A 26,167-nucleotide genomic window follows, 5' to 3' on the forward strand; every position below is an offset into this window, starting at 1 on the left:
CTTATTTTATTATCAAATAAATTATTCCAATTAATAATACCGTAAAGGCAAAACCCAAATAGTTTTGAAGCCTCCCGTTTTGCACCCATCTCAATAGATGGCCAATATAATAGGTCGTTCCCCCAATGCTATTCACCAGACCATCGACCAGATATTTGTCTAACCAGGCACTGAAATTTGCCAATCCTCTTGTAACTGTGGCAAGGCTATTCACCAAACCATCCACAATATACTTGTCAAACCAATATAATCCGTTGCTCAAACGCAAGGTGCTGTTTACAAAAAGCTTTTGGTAAACCTCATTGAGATAGCCTTGGTTTAAGGAGAATGCAATCCAAGGATTGCCTGCTTGCAAAGGATATTTATTCATTACATACCAATTCCAACCTATTGCCCAAGAAATTGCAGAACCAAGGGTCAGGACAATGGGTAATATCAAATGCAAGGAATGTATTTCAGTAAATGGATATTGCACATTAAAACCGCCTAAAATAAAGGAATGGTGATAGGCGAGCGGATTCCATGAAAAAACCACAAACAAGGAACAGATTCCTAAAAAGATCATCGGTCCGAGCATGCTATTGCTGGCTTCATGAATGTGAGTATGCTCAAGTTTGATCCTGAATTCGCCAAAAAAGACCTTAAAGATCAATCTTCCTATATAAAAAGCCGTTAAGATACTGACCAAGGTCAAACTTATGGGTATCAATAAACATAAAGCGCCATGATGTATTGCCCATTCATAGGTGGAGATCAGGATGGCATCCTTAGATAAAAATCCAGATGTCAATGGAAAGCCTGCCAATGCCAACGAGGCTATGCTCATCAGGATAAATGTTTTCGGCATCCATTTCCTCAATCCGCCCATGTTATTTATGTCCTGAGGGTCAATATCAAGATTGTTCTTTTCTTTTAGATGCGCCATTTCATGGATTACGGCTCCAGCGGAAAGGAATAGTAAACATTTGAAAAAGGCATGGGTCGCTAAATGGAACATGGCTGCATCCCATGCGCCAACTCCAACCGCCACCACCATAAAACCTAATTGAGAGATCGTGGAGAATGCCAAAATCCTCTTGATATCGCGCTGGCCTAGGGCAAAGATAGCGGCAATAAATGCCGTAATAGAGCCAATAATGGCGATAAACAGTAAGGCTGTTTCATTGAATAATGGAAATACGGTACAGATCAGGAATACCCCAGCAGCTACCATGGTCGCAGCATGGATCAGCGAAGATACTGCTGTTGGTCCTTCCATCGCATCCGGCAGCCATACATGCAAAGGGAATTGTGCAGATTTAGCCATCGCCCCTACAAAGAAACAGATCCCTGTAAAGGTCATCCAGCCTTCCGAAGCTTGTGCCGTTTCATAGAATAGCCCTTCTTTTCCAAAAAGCTCTACCAAGTTCAGGCTTCCATACATACTATAAACGGATGCTATCCCTAATAAAAAGCCCAAATCTCCAATCCGGTTGATGATAAACGCCTTTTTGTTGGCTTGAACCGCGGACTCCTTGGTAAACCAAAATCCAATCAAGAGATAGGACGCAAATCCAACCAGCTCCCAGAAGATATACATCATAAACAGGTTGTTGGAAATGCTCAGGCCTAACATCGCAAAGCAGAAAAGGCTTAGGTACATCCAATACCGATGGATTCCCGGATCGCCTTTCATATAGGCTCTCGAATAGATATGAACAGGTAATGCAATCACACAAACGATCAATTGCATCAAAACACTGAGGTTATTTAGCAATACCCCAATTTGGAAGCTGTTCTTACCGATGGTAAACCAAGCGTAATTAGCGGCTATAGGTTCGCTATACCAGACTTCAGAAAACACGAATATGAAGTTCAAAAGGGTACTTAATATGATAGCGACCAAAGAGATGTTGCCAGATTGGTCTCTTTTGCCAAGTATTGCTTGGATCAAGAATGCAACAAAGGGGAGAAGTACAACCAGTATACTTCCTAAGACAGGTGATATGTTCAGTAAATCGCCCATCAGTCTCTTAAATCAGTTATGTTATCAGGGTTAATGCTCTTATAATTCCTATACAGGTTTAAGATAATGGCTAGTCCAACCGCCACCGCTGCTGCGGCCAGTACAATAGCAAACAGCGCAAAGATCTGTCCGCCATAGTTCACCTTATCATATCGGCCAAATGCCACCAGATTTAAGATGGCGGCGTTTATGATAAATTCAATCCCAACAAGGATCATGATGGCATTTCTCTTTGCGACAACGGCATAAAGACCTATGCAGAAAAGGCAGGCAGATACGACCAAAAAATGGGTTAATGTAATCATTTCGTATCCTCCTTTCTGGAAAGGTGTGCTGCACCGATCAAGGCTGCCAATAAGAATATGGAAATGACCTCAAATGGTAAAAGATATTGGGTCATAAATTTTAATCCCAATTGATTGATATTATTGTCGGTGGATTTGATAACATTCCCACTTCTAATGTTTTCGGTTATCCATTTCGGTGTGTTTTCTTGCCATTCTATGATCCCATAAATCATTACAGCAAGAAATCCAATGCTTAACAGCAGGGTTTGCCAGTTCGGAAGGGAAAGGAATTTACTGGAGGTATTCTGTAAATCAGCCAATAGCTCTTTATTGGAAAGCATAAAGGCAAAGATCATCAGGATCAGGACACCACCTACATAGACCATGATTTGGGTAATGGCTACAAAGTCTGCCAATGCGAAAATAAATAATCCCGCCATCCCGAATAGCACTACAAAGAACAGGAACAATGCTCGTGCAGTATTTTTTAAACTGACTACCAACAAGGCTGAACCAATGGTCAATGCGGCAAATGCATAAAATATGGCTAACTCCATTATTTATTCTTCGCTGCCTCCTTCTCAGCTTGAAACTTGGTCCATTCCTCTTTACGTTTCTTGATTTCCTCATCCGTCATGTCCGCAAAGGAATAAGTCAAATCCGCAAGATTGGTCGTTACTCGATCGTAATTATCGGTCATGGTAATACATTCCGTCGGGCAGACTACTGTACAGAGTCCACAGTACATGCATTTTGCCATGTCAATATCAAACTCGGCAGCATAAAGCCTCTTTACAGAACCATCAGAGGTTTTCCCTATGGCTTCAGGTGATTTAATGGCTTCAATCGTAATGCAATCTACTGGGCATGCTTTTGCGCAAAGATCGCAGACGATACAATCGTCAATCACTACATCCAATTGGTACCTGGCTACTTCAGGAATAGGCATTTTTACCTTTGGATATTGAACGGTCGTTACACCGGACTGCTCTTCAAAGTAATTATCCTGTTTGATATCTAGGGAACGACGTGATTTCCGGGCACTGAACAGGTGTCTCACCGTTAGGGTAAGTCCTTTGATTGCTGTTGCCAGCCCTTGTATGGTCGTTTTTAAGATCAACTATAGCATGATTAATATTCTCCAAAGCCCTGAAATGGCCATGCATACAAAAGCTAGGGGAATAAGGATTTTCCAACATAAAGTCATCAACTGGTCAGCACGGAAACGAGGTAAGGTCCAACGGATCCAAATCTGAACAGCCACAATAAATAGCGATTTGGCTAATGTCCAAAACACACCCCAAACTGGGCCTGTAGTCCAATCAGCCAATCTGGCCGCACCAATATTCGGTAGGGGACTGTTCCAGCCTCCTAAGAATATCACAACACCCAACATGGCTACCAAAAACATCATGGCGTATTCCGCCAAGAATAAAAAAGCAAACCTGATACCACCGTATTCGGTATGGAATCCACCAATCAACTCACTCTCAGCTTCGGGAATATCAAATGGCGCCCGGTTACATTCTGCCAAGGATGCGATAAAGAATATGGCATAACTGACTATGAGATGGGGAGCCTGAAAAATATTCCAGGACAAGATTCCACCAATATCATTCACCTTCCAAAATCCAAGAAAATAAAGGTCTTGATCTGCCCAGACTCCTTGATTAAGTGCGATTTCATTTAAATTTAAGGTCTGCGTAATCATCACCGCAGAGATTAAGGAAAGACCAACCGGTAATTCGTACGAAATCATCTGCGCAATCGCTCGGATAGAACCTAATAAAGAGTATTTGTTATTAGATCCCCAACCAGCCATCAAGATGCCAATGGCATCAATGGATACGACAGCCATAATAAAGAATAAACCCGTGTGGGTATTGGATGGTAATAGGTCAGGTCCCCAAGGAACAACACTATAACCAATGAAAACCGCAACAAAAATAATGATCGGAGCTACAGCAAACAAAATCTTATCAGAGGCACTCGGGGAGATAAATTCCTTTTGAAGTAATTTTAGGATATCTGCAATGGTCTGCAATAAACCAAATTTACCTGTTTCCATCGGACCTAATCGATCCTGAACAAATCCTGCAATCTTACGCTCCGCATAAACTGCAAAAAGCGTAAATAAAGCAATAAACAAAAATATTGCAACAGGTGTTAGGATATTCAAGATTAAGCTGTCCAATCTTCTTTTTAGATTAATTCTTAATTAGCTACAAACATAAGGAAATAGGAGCAAATAAGCCATAACTAAAATCATTTAGAACAGCGATTTGCCTTATTTTGTAAGCTATTTTTTAAAGTTTTGACAATATTAAAAATCTTGCATGGTATTTGCCTTATGCTTTTGGAATTTGTTGTGGTACTAAATCTGTTTCCCTGATCTATCCATTTTATAAAATGGCCAAAAAACAGAATATGATATGGAAAACAGGTAATTTTAAAAAATATTTTAAACCTTTTGACAAATTTTGCGTATTTATATTAGAGTTTAAACAATGATATCTATGAAAAAATCAATTTTTAGTGTGTTAGCTGTAGTAACAATTTTATTTTCAAGTTGTGCTGGCGCTAAGAAAACGACTGAAAACCAATCCCCAGACTTTGCTGAAATCACTGGCAACAAATGGCGCTTGATCGAATTAAATGGAAAAGAAGTGCCTGAAAAACTGAATGGCAAAGAGCCTTTCTTAGTTTTTATGAGTGAAGAGTCTCGTTATTCGGCCTCAGGTGGCTGTAATACCATGTCTGGTGAATATGTATTTGCTGGAACCAATAGGATATCTTTCAAACCTGGTATTTCTACCATGATGGCATGTGAAGATATGGAAACAGATAAATTGTTGGCTGAAGTATTCAAAACGACCAATAACTATACATTAGCTGATGGTATCTTATCCTTAAATGTAGGCCGCAGGATGCCATTAGCAAAATTTGCTAAGGTAGATGCAGAAAATAGCTTGGTAGGTACTTGGGAATTGGACTATATCGCAAATTCTTCAAAACCTTTCAATGAATTGTATCCGGATAAAAAACCGACTCTTGTTTTTGATTCCTCATCAAACAAAGTGTCTGGTAATGCTGGCTGTAACACATTCAACAGTTCTGTAACAATTAATGGAAAGAACATTAAGTTCGGTCCGATGGCGACAACTAGAATGGCCTGTCCAGGCGAAGGTGAACCTCTGTTCCTTCAATCAATTGAAAAGGTAAATGTTCAAAGTGTCAATGGAGACCAACTTACCTTAATCGTTGGTGATATTGCAACCATGAGATTCAAGAAAATCAAATAAGATCATTCAATTATCTAGATAAAAAGGGAGATGTTTATAGCAAACATCTCCCTTTTGTATTTTAAAGCAAGTTCTTATTCTTATTCGTTCAGGATTATCCCTCTTCCACCCATAGCCCATCTGACTTGATAATGTCTATCAATTCATCCAAAGCTTTTGCAGAAGATACATTACGTTTTACAACTTCTTTCCCACGGTACAAGGTAATCTTATCTGGTCCTGCACCGACATAACCATAGTCAGCATCGGCCATTTCACCCGGACCATTCACAATACATCCCATGATACCGATTTTCAAACCTTTTAAATGATTGGTTCTACTGCGGATCATTTGGGTAGTTTCTTGAAGGTCAAATAGGGTTCTTCCGCAGCTAGGGCAGGAGATATATTCAGTTTTGGATATTCTGGAGCGCGTAGCCTGAAGGATACCAAATGAGATGGAGGCTATTTTATCTGTTGCGGTAGCTTCTGAGTCCAACCAGATCCCAGAACCTAAACCATCTATCAATAAGGCGCCAAAATCAGTTGCCGCATAGAGTTGGATTTTTGAAATTGGCTCTTCCGGATTCATGATGTCTCCAATGGGGCCCGAAAATTCAGCAGCAGCATAGCTTCTTTTGATGATGACCGGACAATCAATCCCGATTTCCTGCAGGTTTGCAAAGAATTGCCTTTGGTCTGCCATCCCATGCAAGTGGTCTGTTTCCAGTATAAAGACAATTGTCTTGTCCATCTGCAGATTGGCAAAGGCTTCTGTTTCCAAAAGATCATTGCTGACATAGATTAAATTCATGGCAGGATCTTTCAATTCCGCTCGGTTGAATTCCTCTAAGGTATAAATGGGATGGATATTCGTTTTATTCTTAAGCTCTTTCCAAGTTTTGTAATTGTAGAGTTGCTTTAGGTTTCCCGGCATCGTAAATGATGGTAAGGAATCCCCAAAATATACAAAATCGACCGACTGATCACCCATGTGGTATTTATCCAGCAAGGCATCATACTTGTACCCTACATCAGATAGAATAAATGGATCTTTTAGGTTCTTTTGAGAAAGATCCACGACAATCCTTGGTACTAATGATCCGCCAATAAAAGCATTGATTTCCTGTGAAATATAAGGCTTAGTTTCTTGCACAGGAGTGATTTGGATGATCTCTCGCTCTTGAGTTTCAGCAAGGTCCGTTACGCGTTTACTATATCTATTTACTAGAGCAATGGCCACTGGAGCTTCCTTTTCTGGTTCCTCTGTCAAGGATACACGGACGGTATCTCCCAAGCCATCTTCCAATAAAGTACCGATGCCTACTGCCGACTTGATACGACCATCTTCTCCGTCACCTGCTTCAGTCACACCCAAATGCAATGGATAGTTCATGTTTTCGGCTACCATCTTTTCAACCAATAAACGGTAGGCCTGGACCATCACCATAGGATTGGATGATTTCATCGAAACACAAAGGTTATAGTAATTAAGATCCTCACAGATTCGGATGAATTCCAATGCTGACTCCACCATTCCTTCCGGCGTATCGCCATATCGGCTCATGATGCGGTCAGAAAGTGAACCATGGTTGGTGCCGATACGCATGGCGGTACCATATTCCTTACAGATCTTTACCAAAGGCGAAAATTTCTTGTGGATTCGATCTAATTCTGCCTGATAGGCAGCATCGGTATAATCGATCTGGTCAAACTTCTTTTTGTCAGCGTAATTTCCTGGATTTACCCTTACTTTTTCTACGATCCTTGCAGCAACTTCAGCCGCATTGGGCGTAAAATGGATATCGGCAACCAAGGGAACATGGTACCCTCTTGCCCGTAATTCCTTCTTGATGTTTGCTAGGTTTTCTGCCTCTTTGATACTCGGTGCAGTAATACGAACATACTCACAACCCGCATCCACCATCTTAATGGTCTGTTCTACTGAGCCCATCGTGTCCATCGTATCGACCGTCGTCATACTTTGTATCCGAATTGGGTTATTGCCTCCCATTGGGATATCGCCAATCTGCACCTCTCGGGTATAGAATCTTGAATAGGCTGTTTTGCTGTTGCAATAACCGCCGGCTAGCGTTGTCAAAGGCTTACTTTCCATATCAAGGCAAAGTTAGCTAATTTCGGGTTTAATAGCGTAAGATAGACAATGAATTTGCAGCACCCGCAATCTTGATGTCGTACTTGTTGGATTCTTGGTCATAGTTTTTGCTCTTGCGAACATCATCCAAAACCACATCCACATCTTCGTATTTGTTGTTGGAGAATAAAGCATCCGTTTCAACACGACAGGCAGCTCCTTTTGGTAGATACAAGATCACTTTGGAAGCAGCGGTATTGATCTCAATATCACAAGTACCAGAAGCTGGTTTTGGTAAGTATAAGTTCAGTGAACTTGCACCAGAATTTACTTCCAATTTGCCAAGTTTCATTTGTTTGAAATCTCCTGTGATTGCAGCTGCTCCCACATTGAATTCCAAATCCCATACAGGCTTACTGCTAAGGCCAACCTCAATCAAGCTATTGTTGTACTTGTTGTTCTTCATTTTGCTGGTCAACTCCATTTTCACCTCTTTATCGCCCTTGGTCTGCAAGTTCAATGAGGCAGTTGGTTGTGCCGTCTTCGCACTGAGGACTAGACTTGAGTCTGTTCCCGGAGCGAAATTATACTTTGCTGCACCGCCATTGATGGTCAGTTTAGCAGATTCTGTTTCTGAGCCGATAGGATGGGAGACAACTTGGGTAAATGGTCCCTTCACGTCATCGCCGGTGGATACATCAATATTGCCGATATGGTCATACATGCTTTCCTTGCTGGTTACCCCTTTGAAGAAAATAAAACCACATAATAGGATGTTGGTTGCAATAACGATGTATTTTCCATAAGTCCTTCCCTGCAAGAGTAAACTGACACCAATAGACACAAGGATCAATGGCCATAAACTGATTATGGAGAAGAAATTAAAATCTATTACTTTCAAGTTGTGTAGCAAGAATACCAATCCTGCGAATACCAACCATATACCTGTTGCAATTTTATTGTTCATTGTTTCTTAGCTTTGTTGACCAAAACTACTACGATATTACAAATTTAATAACGGAAAATAGGCTTGACGCTTCATTTTTTCGGTAAATCAATTAGTTTTGTCGGTGAAAAGATTCATCGAGAATTTGTATCTTGAACTTATCCAAAACATTTTTGCCGAGGATTCGTTAGAATTAGTGATTTAAAACAAAATATATAATAAAACCAACGTATGATATTTTATTATTTTGGTGAATATCTCTTGTTACTGAAGAAGGTTTTTCGAAAACCTGAGAAAATGAAGATTTACCTAAAGGAGGTCTTCCATGAAATGACAGAGATAGGAGTGGGGTCGTTGGGCTTAATTGTGATCATTTCTACCTTTATTGGTGCGGTAATGACGATGCAGATCGCCTTCCAGTTGGTTTCTGACTTGATTCCAACCTCGGTAATCGGACAGATCAACCGTGACTCCAATATCCTGGAACTTGGACCTACCATTTCTGCCCTCGTATTGATGGGTAAAGTAGGGTCTTCCATCTCCTCCCAAATTGGTTCTATGCGTGTGACCGAACAGATTGATGCCCTGGAGATCATGGGTATCAATGCCGCAGGCTATCTGATCCTCCCGAAGATTATTGCCGGAGTGATCATGGTACCGGCTCTAGTTATTGTCGCTATCGCTTGTGCCTTGGTCGGCGGTCTTCTAGGTGGTGCCCTTTCTGGTGCTGTAACGCCCGATGATTATATCGAAGGTATCCGCGGGGGATTCAATGGATTTACCATGGTTGTCGCGATGGTGAAGGCCACAGTGTTTGGATTTATAATTACCTCTGTACCGGCCTATAAAGGTTTTTATGTGCGTGGTGGTGCTCTAGAAGTTGGACAGGCTGGAACAAGGGCCGTAGTGATTGGTTGTATTTCCATCTTGGCATGTGACTATTTGATCACTGCATTAATGTTGTAATTCTCTATGATTGAAATAACAAATATTCATAAGTCTTTTGGGGATAATGTGGTATTGGATGGAATCGATGCCATCTTCGAACCTGGAAAAGTAAGCCAGATTATCGGTGGCTCTGGATCAGGAAAAAGTACCCTGTTAAAATGTATTGTCGGATTGCACCAACCTAATCAAGGAAAGGTATTCTTTGACAAACAGGAATTTACCAAAATGGATTTCGAAGAAAAAGTACCCATCCGTAAGGAAATTGGAATGCTATTTCAGAATTCCGCCCTATTTGACTCCATGACCGTGGAACAGAATATCGTCTTCACTTTGGATATGTTTACCGAAATGAGCAAATCTGAAAAGATTGATAAGGCCAACTTCTGTCTGGAACGTGTAAATCTAGCTGGAAAAAACGGCCTATACCCATCGGAACTTTCCGGTGGTATGAAAAAAAGGGTCGGTATTGCCCGTGCAATCAGCATGAATCCCAAATATCTTTTCTGTGATGAACCGAATTCCGGACTTGACCCTGCTACATCCATCCTAATCGATGAATTGGTGCAGGACCTGACCGAAGAATATCAATGTACTACCGTCGTGGTGACACATGATATGAACTCGGTAATGGGGATTGGTGATTACATCCTGTTCCTCTATAAAGGGAAGAAATATTGGGAAGGTTCCAACCAGGATATGTTGAAATCTGACAACAAGGAATTGAATGACTTTGTGTTCGCCAGCCCTTTGATGAAAGCTGCTCGCAATACTTTGAAAAAGGAACAGTAATTCTTTTCCTTCGATTTTTCTATCTTTGCAGAAAAAACCTGCATAAAACAATGCTAACATCATGTTTTATGATGGCTTTTATGGTCCTTTAAATATTGCATCTTGAACAACGATACCCAAATTCAACTCCTTACGCCGCAACACTGGAAAGATTATGAACTGATCGACTGTGGTGATTTTGAAAAACTTGAACGTTTTGGTGAACTGATCCTCATTCGTCCTGAACCACAGGCAGTATGGCCTAAAGCATTGGGCGATGCAGAATGGAATAAACGTTATCATATCAAATTCAAAGGCCGTTCGGCAACCTCAGGAGACTGGATGAAAAAGAACCCGAAGACTCCAGACCGTTGGCATATACAATATAAAAATGAAGATGTAGCCATTAAGTTCAGACTTGGTCTTACTTCATTTAAGCATGTCGGGATATTCCCTGAACAAGCTGTCAATTGGGATTATATCTCCGATTCTGTGAAATCCTTCAAGACTCCTAAACCCAAAGTATTAAACCTTTTTGCTTATACAGGTGGAGCATCTTTGATCGCCAAAGCTGCCGGTGCTGATACCACTCACGTGGATTCCATTAAGCAGGTCGTGACTTGGGCCAATGAAAATCAGGAACTTTCTGGAATCAGCGATATCCGTTGGGTTGTTGAAGACGCTTTGAAATTCGTAAAACGTGAACTGAAACGCGGGAATACCTATAATGGAATTATCCTTGATCCACCAGCCTATGGACACGGTCCTAAAGGTGAAAAATGGAAATTGGAAGACCATATCATGGAAATGATGCGCGATGTCGTTCAACTATTGGACCCTAAAGAGCACTTCCTGATCCTCAATACATATTCCCTAGGTTTCTCTTCCGTAATCGTCGAAAACCTTATCAAAACCTCCTTCCCGAAAGTCCAAAACCTAGAGATTGGAGAGCTATACCTACAAGCAACTGCAGGTCCAAAATTACCATTAGGTGTTTTTGGGAAGTTCAGGAAAATAGCTGATTAGACAGTAGAAATAAGACAGTAGAAATAAGAGGGGTATTTGAACCAGGATGGAATGGATTCGAGGATAGACCAAGATCCTAATTCCTGTAAATACAGATAAAATTCGTAGGGGGTGTATCGCATGCGCCCGCTCCATACAAACATTAAAAAAGAGGTTGCCATGATCGGCAACCTCTTTCGTTTTTCATAGGTAGGTTTCTTATTATTACACATTTAAGGGGCTAAGTTGGGACTCAAGTCTGTTCAACTGTTCATAAAATGCAGTTTTGGATTCTCCAAAGGCTGAGTTTACTTTCGATTGAAGGGAACGGTAATAGCTAATACCATCCAAGAGCTGAGTGTGGAATTTCTGGATGTACTTTTTCTTCTTCACATCCAGGTTTGACAGGTTTTCATTGATATATCCTGCCAAGTGTTTAACATATAGATCGAGTTCGTTTATAAAGAAAGATGGTCTATTCACGCCATTTAATACATTGACGCGTCCATAAATATGGTCAACCATTTCCTTTAGGCTATAAACTTTATTGAAATATGCGGTGTTCGGCCCAGGGCAGATGGCAACAGCATCCCTTTCCCTAGGTTTGAGGATACCATATTTCAAATATGCCGGCGTTGCCAAGCCTTCACATAGGCATTGTTTTTCAACGATCTTATTGTAAGCCAATTGATAACTCGCTTCATCGAGTTCCTGTTGCTTTAACTCATTGATCTTGTTCAATTGATATACCCGGGAAGCGGTACAAACTGGCTCGGTACTATTGCTCGTATCTGAAACCAAGTATTTCTTGGTGCAGGGGAATCCGGGTTTGCCCTGTTCAATCCTTTTCAGACGGCTCTGCTCTGCAGTGCTCTTCCTGAAGTTGTTGAATGGAACCCCTAATGGAGAAGCTTGGGAAATGTAGAAATCATCCGCTGTAGCTGTTGCTAGGTTATTGAGGGTTTCCTCATCTACCGTCGTAGCTTCCGGAACCAACAGGAAGGGTGACCCCCAACCTACGGCATCCATGTTATAATAATACAATAAGAAAGAATGCTCCTGCGAAGTTCCCACACCTCCTTGGACGGAAAACTTGATTGCAGGAGCGTTTTCACTATTTAGACCTAATTCTTGAAGGGCACTTTGGTAGAGCGGGAATATTTCCGCAATCAGTGCTTCCTTATTGTTCTTAAATTCTTCGAGAATCGGGCCTAAAAGAAATCCGTCGGTGGCAAACGCATGACCGCCACAGTTTAAGCCCGATTCAATCCGGTATTCGGAAATCCAAATACCTCTTTTTGCCAAATACTTGGCTTGGATAAGTGCCGACCTATAGTCTGACACCTTCAGAGTAATCTTCTTCTTGAAATTTCCATCGGCATCTGGAAAGAAGGTACCCAACTCTGATAGGTACGCATATAACCTTGGATTCATCCCTGCGGAAAGTACCAATGAGGACTGCAATTTGCTCATCGCAAAACCTCGTACCGCTGCTGATGCATCCGAAAATACCTCCGGCAGCTCATTGCCATCGGCATCTCTATTGATCTTGTCCACTTTAGACATGATGTTCACGTCGATTTCCCCTGGAACCATGGCCTCGCGGATATCATTGGCAACCAAATGCTTTTCATAGCCATGCTTCAATGATTTCCAGAGCGCATATTTTTCCTTGCTCGGATGTGCCTCCGGAAGCAGCTCAAAATAACGCTGAGCATCCTTATCTTCTTTCCAGTCCACACGTTTCAAGCGCTCCACCTGTTCAGAAACCAAATCCTGAACTAAATCCAAATATTTACAGATACGTGTTGCACGGTAATCAGCATGTTTCTTGCTGATCGCTTCGTAAGCTAGCTCATACTTCTTCGAATAATACTCGCGCATCCGCTCAATCAACTCATCATCCACGATCGAAATAACCGAAGAAATACCAAATTGAGCAACTTTAATCGGCGTATCTATCGAAAATGCAAGGCCTAAAACAGGAATATGAAATGAATGCGTCATGTATATCTTTTACTGTCCGCAAATAACAAAACAATCCCCATACAAAAAGTAACAGCTGATAAAAGGAAAATGTGATGTTGGTCACTTTGGGGGAAGTATTTAGTATTAAGTATTTAGTATTAAGATTAAAAATACAGGTTCATAATAGCCATAGAGGGTGTCTAAATACTAAATACTAAATTCTAAATACTACTTAAACACAATCGTCCTATTTCCGTGCAGCATTACGCGGTCTTCGGAGAGGAGCTGGATGGCGCGGCTCAGGACGGCTTTTTCGATTTCGGACCCTGCGGTGCGCATACCGCTGACGTCGTAGCTGTGGTCAACGGATTTGGTGTTCTGGACGATGATCGGTCCTTCGTCGAGGTCGTCGGTAACGAAGTGGGCCGTAGCGCCAATGATCTTCACGCCGCGATCATGCGCCTGCTTATAGGGATTCGCTCCGATAAAGGCTGGCAAGAAGGAATGGTGAATGTTGATGAGTTTGCCCTTAAACTTGGCAACAAAAATAGGGGAAAGGATACGCATGAATTTCGCCAAGACAATATAGTCCGCTTGATAGCTTGAAACTACCTCGGCCAGTTCATCTTCAAACTGTTCCTTGCTCTTGTTCTCATGGCTGATATAATGGAAAGGGAGGTCAAACTTCTCCGTGAATTTCTGCAGGTTGTCATAGTTCCCAACCACGGCAAGGACTTCAGCTTGGAAAGTGCCGAAATAATTGCGAACCAAGATGTCTGCCAAACAGTGATGCTCCTTGGTGACCAGGATCACCAAACGCTTCCTTTGGTCAGGATTGATCATGACCTGGCTGTTGGAAGGCAGTCTATTTGTTAAAGCTTGCTGTAGGACTTCCTTGTGGTATAGTTCGCCGGCGCATACTACCCGAACAAAGAACTTCTTGTTGGCTTCATCAACAAACTCGCGCATGCTCACGATGTTAAGCTCCTGTTCAGCCAAAACATTGGAAATGATGGCGACAAGGCCAACTGCATCCGTACACTGGATGAGAATTAAGGTTTGCGTATTCATGTTGGTTAGGTTGAAAAAGGGGGAGAAGTAAGACCTCTCCCCACAAATATTTTATTAAACGGCTTCCTGAACAGACTCTATTGCAGCCTCTTCAACGCCATCTTTTGTGGTCACCAAGTCGTCCTCAGTATCCAACTCAACGCGTAAGTTGTTGACGATATGAACTTGACGGTCCGGGGTATTTTTACCCATATAATATTCCAGCAACTGTGGAAGCTTATTGTCCTTTGATAAGATTACCGGCTCTAAACGGATGTTTTCTCCGATAAACATGCCAAATTCCGAAGGTGAGATCTCTCCCAAACCTTTGAATCGGGTGATCTCCGGTTTTGAACCCAATTTTTTGATGGCATTCACCCGCTCTTCGTCGGAGTAGCAGTAGATCGTTTCCTTTTTATTACGGACCCTAAATAATGGGGTTTGAAGGATGGATACATGTCCTGCTTTTACCAATTCAGGGAAGAACTGCAGGAAGAAGGTCATCAATAGAAGGCGGATGTGCATACCATCCACATCGGCATCCGTTGCGATCACGATATTGTTATAGCGAAGGCCTTCGATCCCATCCTCAATGTTCAGGGCATGTTGCAATAAGTTGAATTCTTCGTTTTCATAAACGATCTTTTTGGTCAGGCCATAAGAGTTTAACGGCTTTCCTTTAAGACTGAATACCGCTTGGGTATATACATCCCTGGATTTGGTGATCGATCCAGATGCAGAATCTCCCTCTGTAATAAATAAGGTAGTTTCAAGGTTGCGCTCATGCTTGTCACTAAAGTGAACTTTGCAGTCCCTCAATTTTCTGTTGTGCAGGGAAGCTTTTTTCGCGCGTTCATTGGCCAATTTCTTGATTCCAGCAATATCCTTACGCTCGCGCTCCGATTGCATAATTCGCTTTTGCAGAGCATCTGCAGTTGCCGGATTCTTATGCAGATAATCATCTAATGCCTTCTTGACAAAGTCATTGATGAAGGTACGCACGGTCGGACCTTCAGGACCAACGCTTTGGGAACCTAGCTTGGTTTTGGTCTGCGATTCGAATACAGGTTCTTGTACCTTGATGGCAATCGCTCCAATGATGGATGCACGTACATCAGAAGCATCGAATTCCTTTTTGTAGAACTCGCGGATCGTCTTCACGACCGCCTCACGATAGGCTGCTTGATGCGTACCGCCCTGTGTGGTATGTTGTCCGTTGACAAAAGAATAATATTCTTCCCCATATTGCTGACCGTGGGTCATGGCGATCTCTATATCATCCCCTTTAAGGTGAATGATCGGATATCGCATCCCTTCGGTATCTACATTGCGCTCCAATAAGTCTTTTAGTCCATTTTCAGAGATGAAACGCTGCCCATTGAAGTTAATGGTCAGTCCAGAATTTAAGAAAACATAATTCCAGATCATGTTCTCCACAAATTCCAATCTATATTTATAGTTCCGGAAAATGCTGTCATCAGGATAGAAGGTCACTGATGTACCGTTGCGCTGGGTGGTATCCTTTTGCTCATCAGAAATCAATTCCCCTTTGCTGAATTGCGCAATACGCGTTACGTTCTGTCTATATGATTGTACGGAAAACTGATTGGAAAGGGCATTCACCGCTTTGGTACCTACTCCGTTCAATCCTACCGATTTTTGAAAGGCTTTACTGTCGTACTTACCGCCCGTATTGATTTTGGAAACAACATCTACTACAGAACCAATTGGGATACCACGGCCATAATCACGTACCGTCACTCTGTTCTCATTTACGGTGATATCGATGATCTTACCAGCACCCATGACAAACTCGTCGATGGAGTTGTCAACCACCTCTTTCAATAATACATAAATACCATCATCATAGGCCGATCCATCCCCCAGCTTACCAATATACATCCCAGGTCTCAGTCGGATATGTTCCTTCCAATCTAGGGACCGTATGCTATCTTCGTTATATGTACTCATAATGTTTTTCGATATTCTTGAACCATCGCAAAAATATAAAAAAGTTAATCGACTTTTGCACAACACTTTTGCACATTTAATTCGTCAATAGAATTGCACATCACAAAACCAGGAATATTCTTGTCAATTGATAGGCCTGAAATGGAATTTTGATTGCTTTGTCAATTGGAGTTATCCACATCTAATGGCCAAATAATTGTTATTTCACGTGAAAAAGTGGTTTTAAGTTCTTGATTCGTAGGTTATTGTAGTGATAAAACTGTCCTGTTTAGATTTTTATCAGCATCATCTTGCAGTCTTCTGGATGTTATATTTCCTAGGTTTGCCCTAGTTTTTTTAGAAAAGAAAGGAGGTCTTATTCGAGACATATTCGAGAATGATTCGGACATAGACTTAATGCTGTTGCACACACGTTGCAAAAATTCGGAATGTGTCTCGAATGAGGTCAGTAAGAAACTCAAGTAAGAATAGAGGACAGATTAATATCCTCATGAATGCTTGTAAACGAAAAGGGAGATTTTCATGAAAATCTCCCTTTTGTATATGTTATGGATTCCTTAGACCCCTCTTCCGAAGTCATCTTGAACTCTTACGATATCATCTTCATCAGATGGATTGGCAGAGTCGGTATGTTGCCAGATTTCAGCAACGACTCCGTAGGAACCCAATCCTACAAGACGATGTCTTTCACCTTGGGAAAGGCGGATGGAATCCCCTTCTTTTAAGATCTTTAGTTCATGTTCCTCATCAGTAGGGCTGGTTACTACACCAACTTCTCCACGGATCACACGCCAAATTTCAGCTCTACGGTGGTGATATTGCCATGATAAACGTTTGTTAGGGCCTACAATCAAAACTTTTGGGCTTAATTTGCCAGATATTCTCAGGTCTTGAACGTTTAGGCCTTCAAAATAAGCGTCGGCAAATTCCTGTGCCTGATCTTCGTTGATCACAAAAAATCCACCCCAAGGTCTATTCTGATCTTCGCTTTCAATCTTGAATCCCTTATTGGTCAATTTACTTGAAATCTCTTGAAATAATTCGCTTTTATCTATATATGTCATGGTTACGATGTTTACTTATGTGAAGATAATATAACTTTTGTATTAATACAAGCCATAAATCAGTCTATCGATTGATTTACCTTATATTTGCAAAATAAGAAATTTCCTCATGTCACAAGCATTCGATACACAAAATGATATTTTTTCCAAGGCCGTCGCGTTCGTTAACCAGACTCAGCAACCCATATTTCTAACAGGGAAAGCAGGGACTGGAAAGACTACTTTTTTGAAGTTTATCCGAGAGAACAGCTACAAGAAAATGGCCATCACTGCGCCGACAGGTGTGGCTGCGATGAATGCCGGCGGGACAACACTTCATGCCCTGTTCTGGCTGCCATTCGGTGTGTTTATCGAAGATTATCCCTTGCAATGGGGAGATTCAGACCAATTTATTTACAACAAGCACAGGTTGTTTAGTACGATTAAATTAACCAAGAACCGTCGCGCCATCCTGCAAGAATTGGAACTGTTGGTAATTGATGAAGTTTCCATGGTCCGTGCGGATACCTTGGATGCTATTGATGTCATCCTGAAAAGTGTACGTCGAGATATGCGCCCATTTGGAGGCGTTCAGGTTCTTTTTATTGGGGATCTGTACCAATTGCCGCCCGTGGTCCAAGATCGCGAATGGCAGGTCCTTCGGGATTATTATTCCAGTGTGTTTTTCTTTGATGCCAAAGTTTTCAAGCAGCAGCCACCGGTACTGATTGAACTTCAGAAAATCTATAGGCAACAGGATGATGCTTTCATCAATATCTTGAATAAAATCAGGAATAATGAGACTACAAATGACGATCTCGATGACTTGAATACCCATTACAAACCGGATTTTATCGCCCCAGAAGGGGAACAATATATTACCTTGACCTCACATAATAGACTTGCGGACCAGATCAACCAAGAGAAGCTGGAAAGCTTGGACAGCAAGCTGCATCAGATTAAGTCCATTATCAAGGATGAATTTCAGAATGGACTGTTTCCAGCAGAGGAGACCTTGAGCCTGAGGGTCGGTGCACAGGTGATGTTTATCAAGAATGATGTAGGTGAGGAACGCCGTTATTTCAATGGAAAGATCGGTACGGTGAAGGATATTCAAGTTGAAAAGCATAAGATCATAGTTTCCTTTCCGAATGGGGAAGAGGATGTGGAAGTCAAACGAGAAACTTGGGAGAATATCCGCTATTCCTATAACAAAGGGGATGACAAGATCGAAGAGGAGGTATTGGGTACATTCTCTCAATTTCCTTTGCGATTGGCATGGGCCATTACCATCCATAAGAGCCAAGGTTTGACCTTTGAAAAGGCAATCATTGATGCAGGGACTTCCTTTGCAGCTGGACAGGTCTATGTAGCCCTGAGCAGGTTGACTGGATTGGAAGGTTTGGTGTTGCGTTCCAGGGTTCCTTCCTATGCCATCCGTACGGATTATCAGGTGGTCAGCTTTATGAAACAGATGGAGGCCATCACCGATTTAGAACCGATCCTACAGGAATCCCAAAAACGATATCTCGGTCAGATCTTATTGCAGAGTTTCCGCTGGAACAGTATGTGTGAAGAAATGGAATCCTTGATCGTGGAGCAAGAAGGGAAGAAAATTGAGGGTAAAGATGAGGCCGTTGAATTCCTGAAGGACATGCTGTCAAAATTAAAGGCACAGGAAGTGGTGGCCAACAAATTTATCACCCAACTGTACAAAATGCTGGGTCAGGTAGACCTTGACTATGAAAAGATCTGCGAGCGATCAAAAGCGGCGGTCAGCTGGTTTATTCCCACATTTGATAAGGAATGTTTAGCGCCAATGGAGAAGCATATTGAGCAATGGCAGGTTAAGAAAAGGACCAAGAAATATATTTCTACCCTAAAGAGTATTTTGTTGGATTTCAAGAGAAAGCATGAGCAGCTCAAACATAGCCTAACTATTGCGGAAGCCCTAAATAAGTCCTCGGATGAACTGACAGAGGAGTTGCTGCAATGGAACAAGCCTAAGGAGGATCTGGCGAAGGAAGTAGAAGAAAAGGAGAAGGATACCAAACAGATTTCCCTGGATATGTTTATGGATGGGATGGATATTGAAGAGATTGCTACGAAACGCGATATGGTGGTAGGAACCATCTATGGTCATCTGATCAATTTTATAGGTTCCGATATTGAAGCATCAGATTTGATTCCGGATGCCGAGCTGCAAAACATTGTCAAGGTCATCAAGTCACATCCAGATGCTTCAGCGACCGAGCTAAGAACCTTGATGGACATGAAAGTAGATTACCCACAGATCAGGATTGCCCAAAAGTATATGGAAGTAGCTGAGAAGTAAGATCGAAGCAGTTGGTTAAACTAAATTTGTTAAGAATTCTTAAAGTTTAAGCTGTTTTCGTTTTGTTTATTGCTAATTGATTAAATTCAATAATAATTAGCTTTACTAGAAACGATTGTTAATCTAAATGAAATGAATATGAGAGTTTTTACGGGTTTGTTTTTCCTTTTGCTATTCCTGACTTCCTGTAGAGCCATGGTTTACAAAGCGGCTGGAATAAAGGATATAAAGGAGTTTGATCAACAGGAATATGAAAAGTTTGCTGCTGAATTGACAGGACCATACCAAGGAACGAAATATTCCTTTGCAGTGCCTGATTCCGGTATGCAGAACTATGTGCTACTGTACACGGATACTTTTAAGAACAATGCTGCCCAGCCGATTCAATTACTCTATTTTAAGGATCAAAAACTAGTTTCATTTCATGCCAATTGTTATGCTCCTGGTAAAAATATAAGGACGCTGAATTGGCGTTGTGATGGTCGGTTTGATAAATATATCCCGAAGACAGCTGTTGATATATCAAGCGAGCATATTTCCTTAGCCGCTTTATTGAAGAATTTCAACCTTGATGAAAAGTTGGTTAATGAACCAGAGATTATTGTAGTTTTATGGTCCAGGATGTTGGATAAGCGAGTAACCGATCTTAATGAAGTAGTCATTGAAAACCTTTTGGCCCATAATAAGGGAGAATTTCCTCCTATAATTTATCTGAATACCGACCAGTTTTTTATTTCCCAGAACTAGTGTTTATGATTTGAAATCCGGTGTCACGCAGAGGGTTAAAAAATTGGATAAAATTTTTCGGAAACTGATAACAGGATGTTGACCATATCATTTTGTTAATAGTTTTTGTGTCATTCTGACGGAGGAAGAATCTCGGAGAAATGCAAACATCCTAAATTAAAAAATCATTTTTTGCAGGGCTGTACAGTTCCTTAACCGAAGGTTAAGGATGACAATATCTTCAGTAGAAGATCCGTACAGATTCCTCACTTATCGTTCAGAATCAAAATGCACTAAAAAGGGATTCAGAAGCGAAGCGAAGAATCTATTTTATTTTATTTTTCGATCTGGTTGTCGTTGTGAATCGTAAGATGAACAAACTGTTTTTTATCTTTTTTAACCCATAAAGAGGAATTATTGAAAAATATTTCACCCACGCTGTGGGTTCGCCATTTCAAACATCCAGATTGTACAAATATTTCACCCCTCAAGGGGTTTGGGTTCTGGAAATTGTACGGACGAGAATATGAAAATCATGGAGTTTCTTTATTCAGAAAATGATAATAATTTAGGTTTATATGGGGCGGGCGTATTCGATACGCCTCTACAGTATCGGGGAATTTCCTGCGACATATGATCATAATCTTGGTCCATCCTCCCATCCTTTTAATCCTGGTTCAAACCAAGACATCCTTGGCAACCACCCACAAATAACCTGAAATGCCCGTTAATCGATCATTTTGAAGTCAAATAACAGCTTTTTTACAAAAAATCGACACAAAAGGTTTAGCCTAATGAGATTTAATTATCTTTGTTAGCTAACCCATCTACTAGAGTTTGAAGGAAAGCAAGTCAAATAAGAAGGTCAACAAATGGTTGGTATTTACCTCCATGCCCTTTCAAATGGGGGTGACCATCTATGTGTTCTACTGGTTAGGGACTTGGCTGGACGAAAAATATGCGGTAGAAGGGGAGTGGTGGATGAAGGGATTGACGATGTTTGGCGTCGGACTTTCCCTATATCAATTTATTAAACAAGTAAATTATATCAATAGAAATGAATAGATACCTGCTCTTATTATTAGTTCTGCTTGGCGTCACAGGTGTGTGTTTTGGGATACATTATGCCGTTTTGAAGATGAACCATCATGATCATTGGTGGATAGGATCGGGCTATAGTTTAGAGGGGATGTATACCTTCGGGGCGATTGCTTCCGTTGTCATGGTCATTATTTTGTTGCTCATCGATTATACGATGCCGGTGCAGGTCGGCTTTGCGTTTTTGGTCGGCATGACCCTGAAAGCGGTGGGCAGTTATGTGTTCATTCATGAGGGTATCAATCTACTCGAGAATGATTTTATTGAGCTTAATTTTCTAGTGGTGTTTTTTGTTTATTTGATGTATGATGCCTTTGCGGCCTATTATATTGTAAATCAACAAGAAACGGTTAATAAAAACTAATTTTTTAAAAAGTTTAAACAATTCTGAATTTATGCCAAATAAAATTGTAATTTTGCGCAAAATTTGTCATAATTCAACATTATTTTAAAATGGTGAGTCTTAAGAAAGTACTTTTATTATTTGCAGTAATTTTGTTTACTGTTAATCCATTCCGCTCAGTTGCTGAAGAAGGGCATACACATGGTGAAACTTCTAGTTCTGAGGAAATTAACGCTCATATTCAACACCACTTAAAGGATGATTACTATTTCAATTTCTTTACTGATTCTAAAACAGGAAAGAATTATGGCTTCCCTTTACCAGTTATCTTGATTGATGGTGGTCTGAAGGTTTTTTCTTCCGGTGAGTTCGAGCATGGCGATAAAGTAGTAGAAAAAGACGGTCAATTTTACAAATTGTACCATGGCAAAATCTACAAGACAGATGCTGCAGGTACGATTACATACGATGACAAACATCACCCAACAAATGCAAAACCTTGGGACTTCTCGATTACCAAGAATGTTTTAGGTTTGATGTTGGCTGCTTTGTTGTTGTTCATTGGATTTACAAGTTTAGCTAAAACATATAAAAACGGTTCAAACGTGGTTCCTAAAGGAATTGGACGTGCATTGGAGCCATTGGTTCTATACGTGAGAGATGAGATGGCGATCCCTAACATCGGGCATCGTTACAAAGAATTCATGCCATATTTGTTGTCTGTATTCTTCTTGATCTTTTTATTGAACTTATTAGGGCTAACTCCACTAGGAGTAAACGTAACTGGAAATATCTCTGTTACATTGTGTTTAGCCCTGTTTACATTTTTCATTACGAATTTTAAAGCAAACAAAGATTACTGGAAACATATTTTCTGGATGCCAGGAGTACCGGTTCCTTTCAAATTTGTTCTAGCGCCAATCGAAGTATTAGGTTTGTTTACTAAGCCTTTCTCCTTGATGGTTCGTTTGTTTGCAAACATTACAGCTGGTCACACCGTTGTAATGGGTCTGATTGCTGTTGTGTATTTGTTGCAACATCAGTTGACTGTTGTAGGTTCAGTGAGTGTTTCCTTAATTCTAACGTTGTTATTATTCTTCTTGGAATTATTGGTAGCATTCTTACAAGCGTTTATCTTTACGATGTTGTCATCCTTATTTATCGGTATGGCAGTGGAAGAGCATTCGCATCATTAATTCGAATTTTTTGTTAAATTTTTAAATATAAAATTGTTATGATTCCAAATTTAGTAGGAGCAGGTTTGATCGTTATCGGAGCTGGTTTAGGTTTAGGTAAAATCGGTGGTTCAGCAATGGAAGCTATCGCTCGTCAACCAGAAGCAGCATCTAAAATTCAAACAGCGATGATCATCATCGGTGCCTTATTGGAAGGTTTAGCATTCGGTGCTCTTCTATTAGGTAAATAAGCTAAGCTTATTACAAAAGACAATGGACACATCTTGCAACGGTTGGTTGCAAGTTGTGTTTATCAAAAAGACAAAAAATTTAAATTCAAAAATATAATAACGTAAATAAATGGACGCTTTAATTCATGATTTTTCATTCGGGTTATTTTTCTGGCAATTGATCATCCTTTTGATCGTCATCTTTTTGTTAGGGAAATATGCTTGGAAACCGATTGTAAATGCTTTAGAGGAACGCGAAAAAGGCATTACCGATGCTTTAGCTTCCGCAGAAAAGGCGAAATTGGAAATGGCACGTTTGACCAATGAGAACGAGAATTTGTTAAAAAAGGCTCGTGAAGAGCGTGATGTTATCTTGAAAGAAGCAAAAGTATTGAAGGATAAGATCGTGGCAGAGGCAAAAGATGCAGCTCAAGTTGAAGGTGGTAAATTGATCGAGCAAGCTAAACGCGAGATTGAAGACCAAAAATTAAAAGCTTTAGCTGAGGTTAAGAACCAAGTTTCTACCTTATCTTTAGAGATTGCGCGCAAAGTATTAACGAAAGAATTCGAGGACCAAGGAAAGCAAGAAGCTTTAGTAGCTGACTTGATGAAAGATGTTAAATTAAACTAATTGGTTAACGAATTTAAAAATTAGCGTATGTCAGTTTTCAAAGTAGCTTCAAGATATGCCAAGTCATTAATCGACTTGTCGGTAGAGCAGGAGAGTCTGGATGCGGTTAAGGCGGATATCGAAGGAGTTATTGCCATAATCAAATCTAACACGGAATTGCAAGCAGTTTTAAACAATCCGATCATTAAGACGGACAAGAAACTTGCGATCTTGAAGGCTTTATTTCAAGGTAAAATCAGACCGGAGATATTGGAGTTCTTCAATATCATGGTTAGAAAAGGCCGTGCAGAATTAGTTTATGCGACAGCCTTAGAGTTTGTTCGTGAATACAACGAGGTTAAAGGTATCGTTCATGCAGAAGTTGTTTCGGCCAGTCCTTTATCGGAGGCCAACCTACAGGCATTAAAAGAGCAGATTGCTGCTCAGATCAACGCCGAGGTCATCTTAGCTAACAAAGTAGACAAATCATTGATCGGTGGCTTTGTGGTGAAGGTTGGAGACAAGCAGATTGATGCAAGTATTCAAGGCAAGCTAAATAAATTAGAGAGACATTTCGAGAACCAAGGAGTTTAATCCGGCGTTCGAGAACAAGATATAATAGAATCAAAAACCCCTTATACGAATTACAACAATGATAGAGGTAAGACCAGATGAAGTTTCGGCAATTCTAAGAGAGCAATTGTCAGGCTTTAAGTCAGCAGCCGATTTAGAAGAAGTGGGTACCGTATTGCAAGTAGGTGACGGTATTGCGCGTATTTACGGCTTAACAAAAGTTCAATCAGGAGAGTTGGTTGAGTTTGCGAATGGACTACAAGGTATTGTGATGAACTTAGAAGAAGACAACGTAGGTGTTGTACTTTTAGGTCCATCGGATGAAATTAAAGAAGGTGATACTATCAAACGTACTAACCGTATCGCATCTATTAAAGTAGGTGAAGGTATGTTAGGCCGTGTGGTAAATACATTAGGTCAGCCTATCGATGGCAAAGGCCCAATTACTGGAGAGACTTTCGAAATGCCAATCGAGCGTAAAGCTCCTGGGGTTATTTACCGTCAACCAGTAACTGAACCATTACAGACTGGTCTGAAAGCGATCGATGCCATGATCCCAATCGGACGTGGACAGCGTGAGCTTGTGATTGGTGACCGTCAAACTGGTAAGACTGCCGTTTGTATCGACACCATTTTGAATCAAAAAGAATTTTACGAAGCTGGTCAACCAGTATTCTGTATATATGTTGCAGTAGGACAAAAGAACTCTACAGTAGCGAACATCGTTCGTACATTAGAGGAAAAAGGTGCTATGCCATACACAGTGATCGTATCTGCATCAGCTGCGGATCCTGCTCCAATGCAGTTCTACGCGCCAATGGCGGGTGCTGCTATCGGTGAGTACTTCCGTGATACAGGTCGTCCGGCATTGATCGTTTATGATGACTTGTCTAAACAAGCGGTTGCTTACCGTGAAGTGTCATTATTATTGAAACGTCCTCCAGGCCGTGAGGCATATCCAGGAGACGTATTCTACCTTCACTCTCGTCTATTAGAGCGTGCTGCGAAGATCAATAGTTCTGATGAGATCGCTCGTAACATGAACGACCTTCCTGCATCATTGAAAGACAAAGTGAAAGGTGGTGGTTCATTAACTGCACTTCCGATCATTGAAACTCAAGCGGGTGACGTATCTGCATATATCCCTACCAACGTAATTTCCATCACAGATGGTCAGATCTTCTTGGAGTCGAACTTGTTCAACGCAGGTATCCGCCCAGCGATCAACGTAGGTATCTCGGTATCACGTGTAGGTGGTAATGCGCAGATCAAATCAATGAAGAAAGTTGCTGGTACCTTGAAATTAGATCAAGCGCAGTACCGTGAATTGGAAGCTTTCGCGAAATTCGGTTCTGACTTAGATGCGGCTACCAAAGCGGTATTGGACAAAGGTATCCGTAACGTGGAAATCTTGAAACAAGGTCAGTATTCACCAGTTTCAGTAGAGAAACAAGTTGCTATTATCTACGCAGGTACAAAAGGTTTACTACGTAACGTTCCTGTAAACAAAGTGAGAGAATTCGAAGAAGAATTCTTGACTCAACTAGAGCAACGTCATCCAGAAGTATTGTCAGCACTTAAAGCTGGTAAGTTCTCTGATGAATTAACTGATGTATTAGAAAAAGTAGCTAAGGAATTAGCTTCAAAATATTAATTAGACATTAGATGTTAGACATTAGACAATAGACCTTGATGGCGCCTCAAAACGCA

Annotated in this window: 24 protein-coding genes; 13 read left to right on the forward strand and 11 right to left on the reverse strand. The window is 40.9% G+C overall.

Features of this window, described 5'->3' with window-relative positions:
• Position 1 precedes the first annotated feature (1 nt).
• Genes nuoL through nuoH form a run of 5 tightly spaced genes read right to left on the reverse strand, consistent with a single transcriptional unit; the run spans position 2 to position 4,486 of the window.
• On the reverse strand, positions 2 to 2,005 hold the full coding sequence (gene nuoL, locus ACWIB3_RS02695; RefSeq protein ID WP_454290800.1) for an NADH-quinone oxidoreductase subunit L: 2,004 nt from the start codon (positions 2,003 to 2,005) through the stop codon (positions 2 to 4).
• Positions 2,005 to 2,310 carry an NADH-quinone oxidoreductase subunit NuoK gene (gene nuoK, locus ACWIB3_RS02700; protein WP_185210909.1) on the reverse strand — a complete coding sequence of 102 codons (306 nt, stop codon included), beginning with the start codon at positions 2,308 to 2,310 and terminating at the stop codon, positions 2,005 to 2,007. The genes nuoL and nuoK overlap by 1 nt, the downstream gene beginning before the upstream one ends.
• Positions 2,307 to 2,849 (reverse strand): NADH-quinone oxidoreductase subunit J family protein, encoded by a 543-nt coding sequence (locus tag ACWIB3_RS02705; protein ID WP_454290801.1) that lies wholly within the window; start codon positions 2,847 to 2,849, stop codon positions 2,307 to 2,309. Before ACWIB3_RS02705 ends, nuoK begins: the two co-directional genes overlap by 4 nt.
• Entirely contained in the window at positions 2,849 to 3,412 is a 564-nt protein-coding gene (locus tag ACWIB3_RS02710) for a 4Fe-4S binding protein (protein ID WP_214649432.1), read from the reverse strand. The genes ACWIB3_RS02705 and ACWIB3_RS02710 overlap by 1 nt, the downstream gene beginning before the upstream one ends.
• On the reverse strand, positions 3,413 to 4,486 hold the full coding sequence (gene nuoH / locus ACWIB3_RS02715; RefSeq protein WP_185210907.1) for an NADH-quinone oxidoreductase subunit NuoH: 1,074 nt from the start codon (positions 4,484 to 4,486) through the stop codon (positions 3,413 to 3,415).
• Positions 4,487 to 4,808: 322 nt separating this feature from the next.
• Between nuoH and ACWIB3_RS02720 the strand changes: the two genes are divergently transcribed.
• On the forward strand, positions 4,809 to 5,594 hold the full coding sequence (locus ACWIB3_RS02720; RefSeq protein ID WP_185210906.1) for an META domain-containing protein: 786 nt from the start codon (positions 4,809 to 4,811) through the stop codon (positions 5,592 to 5,594).
• 94 nt (positions 5,595 to 5,688) lie between these two features.
• Here the strand turns inward: ACWIB3_RS02720 and ispG are convergent, their stop codons facing one another.
• Together ispG and ACWIB3_RS02730 are read right to left on the reverse strand one after the other, a co-directional pair.
• Positions 5,689 to 7,689, reverse strand: a complete 2,001-nt coding sequence (gene ispG, locus ACWIB3_RS02725; protein WP_185210904.1) for a (E)-4-hydroxy-3-methylbut-2-enyl-diphosphate synthase — start codon at positions 7,687 to 7,689, stop codon at positions 5,689 to 5,691.
• Between the two features lie 28 nt (positions 7,690 to 7,717).
• On the reverse strand, positions 7,718 to 8,635 hold the full coding sequence (locus ACWIB3_RS02730) for a LiaI-LiaF-like domain-containing protein (RefSeq protein WP_185216044.1): 918 nt from the start codon (positions 8,633 to 8,635) through the stop codon (positions 7,718 to 7,720).
• A 210-nt stretch (positions 8,636 to 8,845) separates the two neighbouring features.
• Between ACWIB3_RS02730 and ACWIB3_RS02735 the strand changes: the two genes are divergently transcribed.
• From ACWIB3_RS02735 to ACWIB3_RS02745, 3 genes are all read left to right on the forward strand, one after another.
• On the forward strand, positions 8,846 to 9,580 hold the full coding sequence (locus ACWIB3_RS02735; RefSeq protein WP_185210901.1) for an MlaE family ABC transporter permease: 735 nt from the start codon (positions 8,846 to 8,848) through the stop codon (positions 9,578 to 9,580).
• Positions 9,581 to 9,586: 6 nt separating this feature from the next.
• Positions 9,587 to 10,351 carry an ABC transporter ATP-binding protein gene (locus ACWIB3_RS02740; protein ID WP_185210899.1) on the forward strand — a complete coding sequence of 255 codons (765 nt, stop codon included), beginning with the start codon at positions 9,587 to 9,589 and terminating at the stop codon, positions 10,349 to 10,351.
• A gap of 99 nt (positions 10,352 to 10,450) precedes the next feature.
• Positions 10,451 to 11,356: a class I SAM-dependent methyltransferase gene (locus ACWIB3_RS02745; protein WP_185216128.1), complete on the forward strand. Its 906-nt coding sequence runs from the start codon at positions 10,451 to 10,453 to the stop codon at positions 11,354 to 11,356.
• 204 nt (positions 11,357 to 11,560) lie between these two features.
• Here ACWIB3_RS02745 and ACWIB3_RS02750 read toward each other — a convergent pair whose 3' ends face one another.
• From ACWIB3_RS02750 to ACWIB3_RS02765, 4 genes are all read right to left on the reverse strand, one after another.
• On the reverse strand, positions 11,561 to 13,342 hold the full coding sequence (locus ACWIB3_RS02750) for a hypothetical protein (protein ID WP_454290802.1): 1,782 nt from the start codon (positions 13,340 to 13,342) through the stop codon (positions 11,561 to 11,563).
• Positions 13,343 to 13,531: 189 nt separating this feature from the next.
• Positions 13,532 to 14,374, reverse strand: coding sequence for a formyltetrahydrofolate deformylase (gene purU / locus ACWIB3_RS02755; RefSeq protein WP_454290803.1), 843 nt, complete (start codon positions 14,372 to 14,374; stop codon positions 13,532 to 13,534).
• Between the two features lie 54 nt (positions 14,375 to 14,428).
• Positions 14,429 to 16,324: a DNA topoisomerase IV subunit B gene (locus ACWIB3_RS02760; protein WP_313190368.1), complete on the reverse strand. Its 1,896-nt coding sequence runs from the start codon at positions 16,322 to 16,324 to the stop codon at positions 14,429 to 14,431.
• A gap of 557 nt (positions 16,325 to 16,881) precedes the next feature.
• The gene (locus ACWIB3_RS02765; RefSeq protein ID WP_185210893.1) at positions 16,882 to 17,388 is read right to left on the reverse strand and encodes a cupin domain-containing protein; all 507 of its coding nucleotides are present in this window, start codon (positions 17,386 to 17,388) and stop codon (positions 16,882 to 16,884) included.
• Between the two features lie 109 nt (positions 17,389 to 17,497).
• Between ACWIB3_RS02765 and ACWIB3_RS02770 the strand changes: the two genes are divergently transcribed.
• The 9 genes from ACWIB3_RS02770 to atpA all read left to right on the forward strand — a co-directional run bounded on the left by ACWIB3_RS02770 (position 17,498) and on the right by atpA (position 26,111).
• Positions 17,498 to 19,702, forward strand: a complete 2,205-nt coding sequence (locus ACWIB3_RS02770) for a helix-turn-helix domain-containing protein (protein WP_454290804.1) — start codon at positions 17,498 to 17,500, stop codon at positions 19,700 to 19,702.
• Positions 19,703 to 19,834: 132 nt separating this feature from the next.
• Positions 19,835 to 20,449, forward strand: a complete 615-nt coding sequence (locus ACWIB3_RS02775) for a hypothetical protein (RefSeq protein WP_454290805.1) — start codon at positions 19,835 to 19,837, stop codon at positions 20,447 to 20,449.
• An 816-nt stretch (positions 20,450 to 21,265) separates the two neighbouring features.
• Complete coding sequence (locus ACWIB3_RS02780; protein ID WP_237219428.1) at positions 21,266 to 21,493, forward strand: AtpZ/AtpI family protein; 228 nt, start codon at positions 21,266 to 21,268, stop codon at positions 21,491 to 21,493.
• A 73-nt stretch (positions 21,494 to 21,566) separates the two neighbouring features.
• Positions 21,567 to 21,890, forward strand: coding sequence for a hypothetical protein (locus ACWIB3_RS02785; protein WP_313260222.1), 324 nt, complete (start codon positions 21,567 to 21,569; stop codon positions 21,888 to 21,890).
• A gap of 89 nt (positions 21,891 to 21,979) precedes the next feature.
• Complete coding sequence (gene atpB, locus ACWIB3_RS02790; RefSeq protein WP_185210887.1) at positions 21,980 to 23,065, forward strand: F0F1 ATP synthase subunit A; 1,086 nt, start codon at positions 21,980 to 21,982, stop codon at positions 23,063 to 23,065.
• Positions 23,066 to 23,103: 38 nt separating this feature from the next.
• The gene (gene atpE / locus ACWIB3_RS02795; protein ID WP_093098685.1) at positions 23,104 to 23,295 is read left to right on the forward strand and encodes an ATP synthase F0 subunit C; all 192 of its coding nucleotides are present in this window, start codon (positions 23,104 to 23,106) and stop codon (positions 23,293 to 23,295) included.
• Positions 23,296 to 23,404: 109 nt separating this feature from the next.
• Positions 23,405 to 23,905, forward strand: a complete 501-nt coding sequence (locus tag ACWIB3_RS02800) for a F0F1 ATP synthase subunit B (RefSeq protein WP_185210885.1) — start codon at positions 23,405 to 23,407, stop codon at positions 23,903 to 23,905.
• 27 nt (positions 23,906 to 23,932) lie between these two features.
• Positions 23,933 to 24,478, forward strand: coding sequence for an ATP synthase F1 subunit delta (gene atpH / locus ACWIB3_RS02805; RefSeq protein WP_185210883.1), 546 nt, complete (start codon positions 23,933 to 23,935; stop codon positions 24,476 to 24,478).
• A 58-nt stretch (positions 24,479 to 24,536) separates the two neighbouring features.
• Positions 24,537 to 26,111 (forward strand): F0F1 ATP synthase subunit alpha, encoded by a 1,575-nt coding sequence (gene atpA / locus ACWIB3_RS02810; RefSeq protein WP_254526333.1) that lies wholly within the window; start codon positions 24,537 to 24,539, stop codon positions 26,109 to 26,111.
• The last annotated feature ends 56 nt before the right edge of the window (positions 26,112 to 26,167 follow it).

This window comes from Sphingobacterium sp. NPDC055431 (assembly GCF_053644255.1).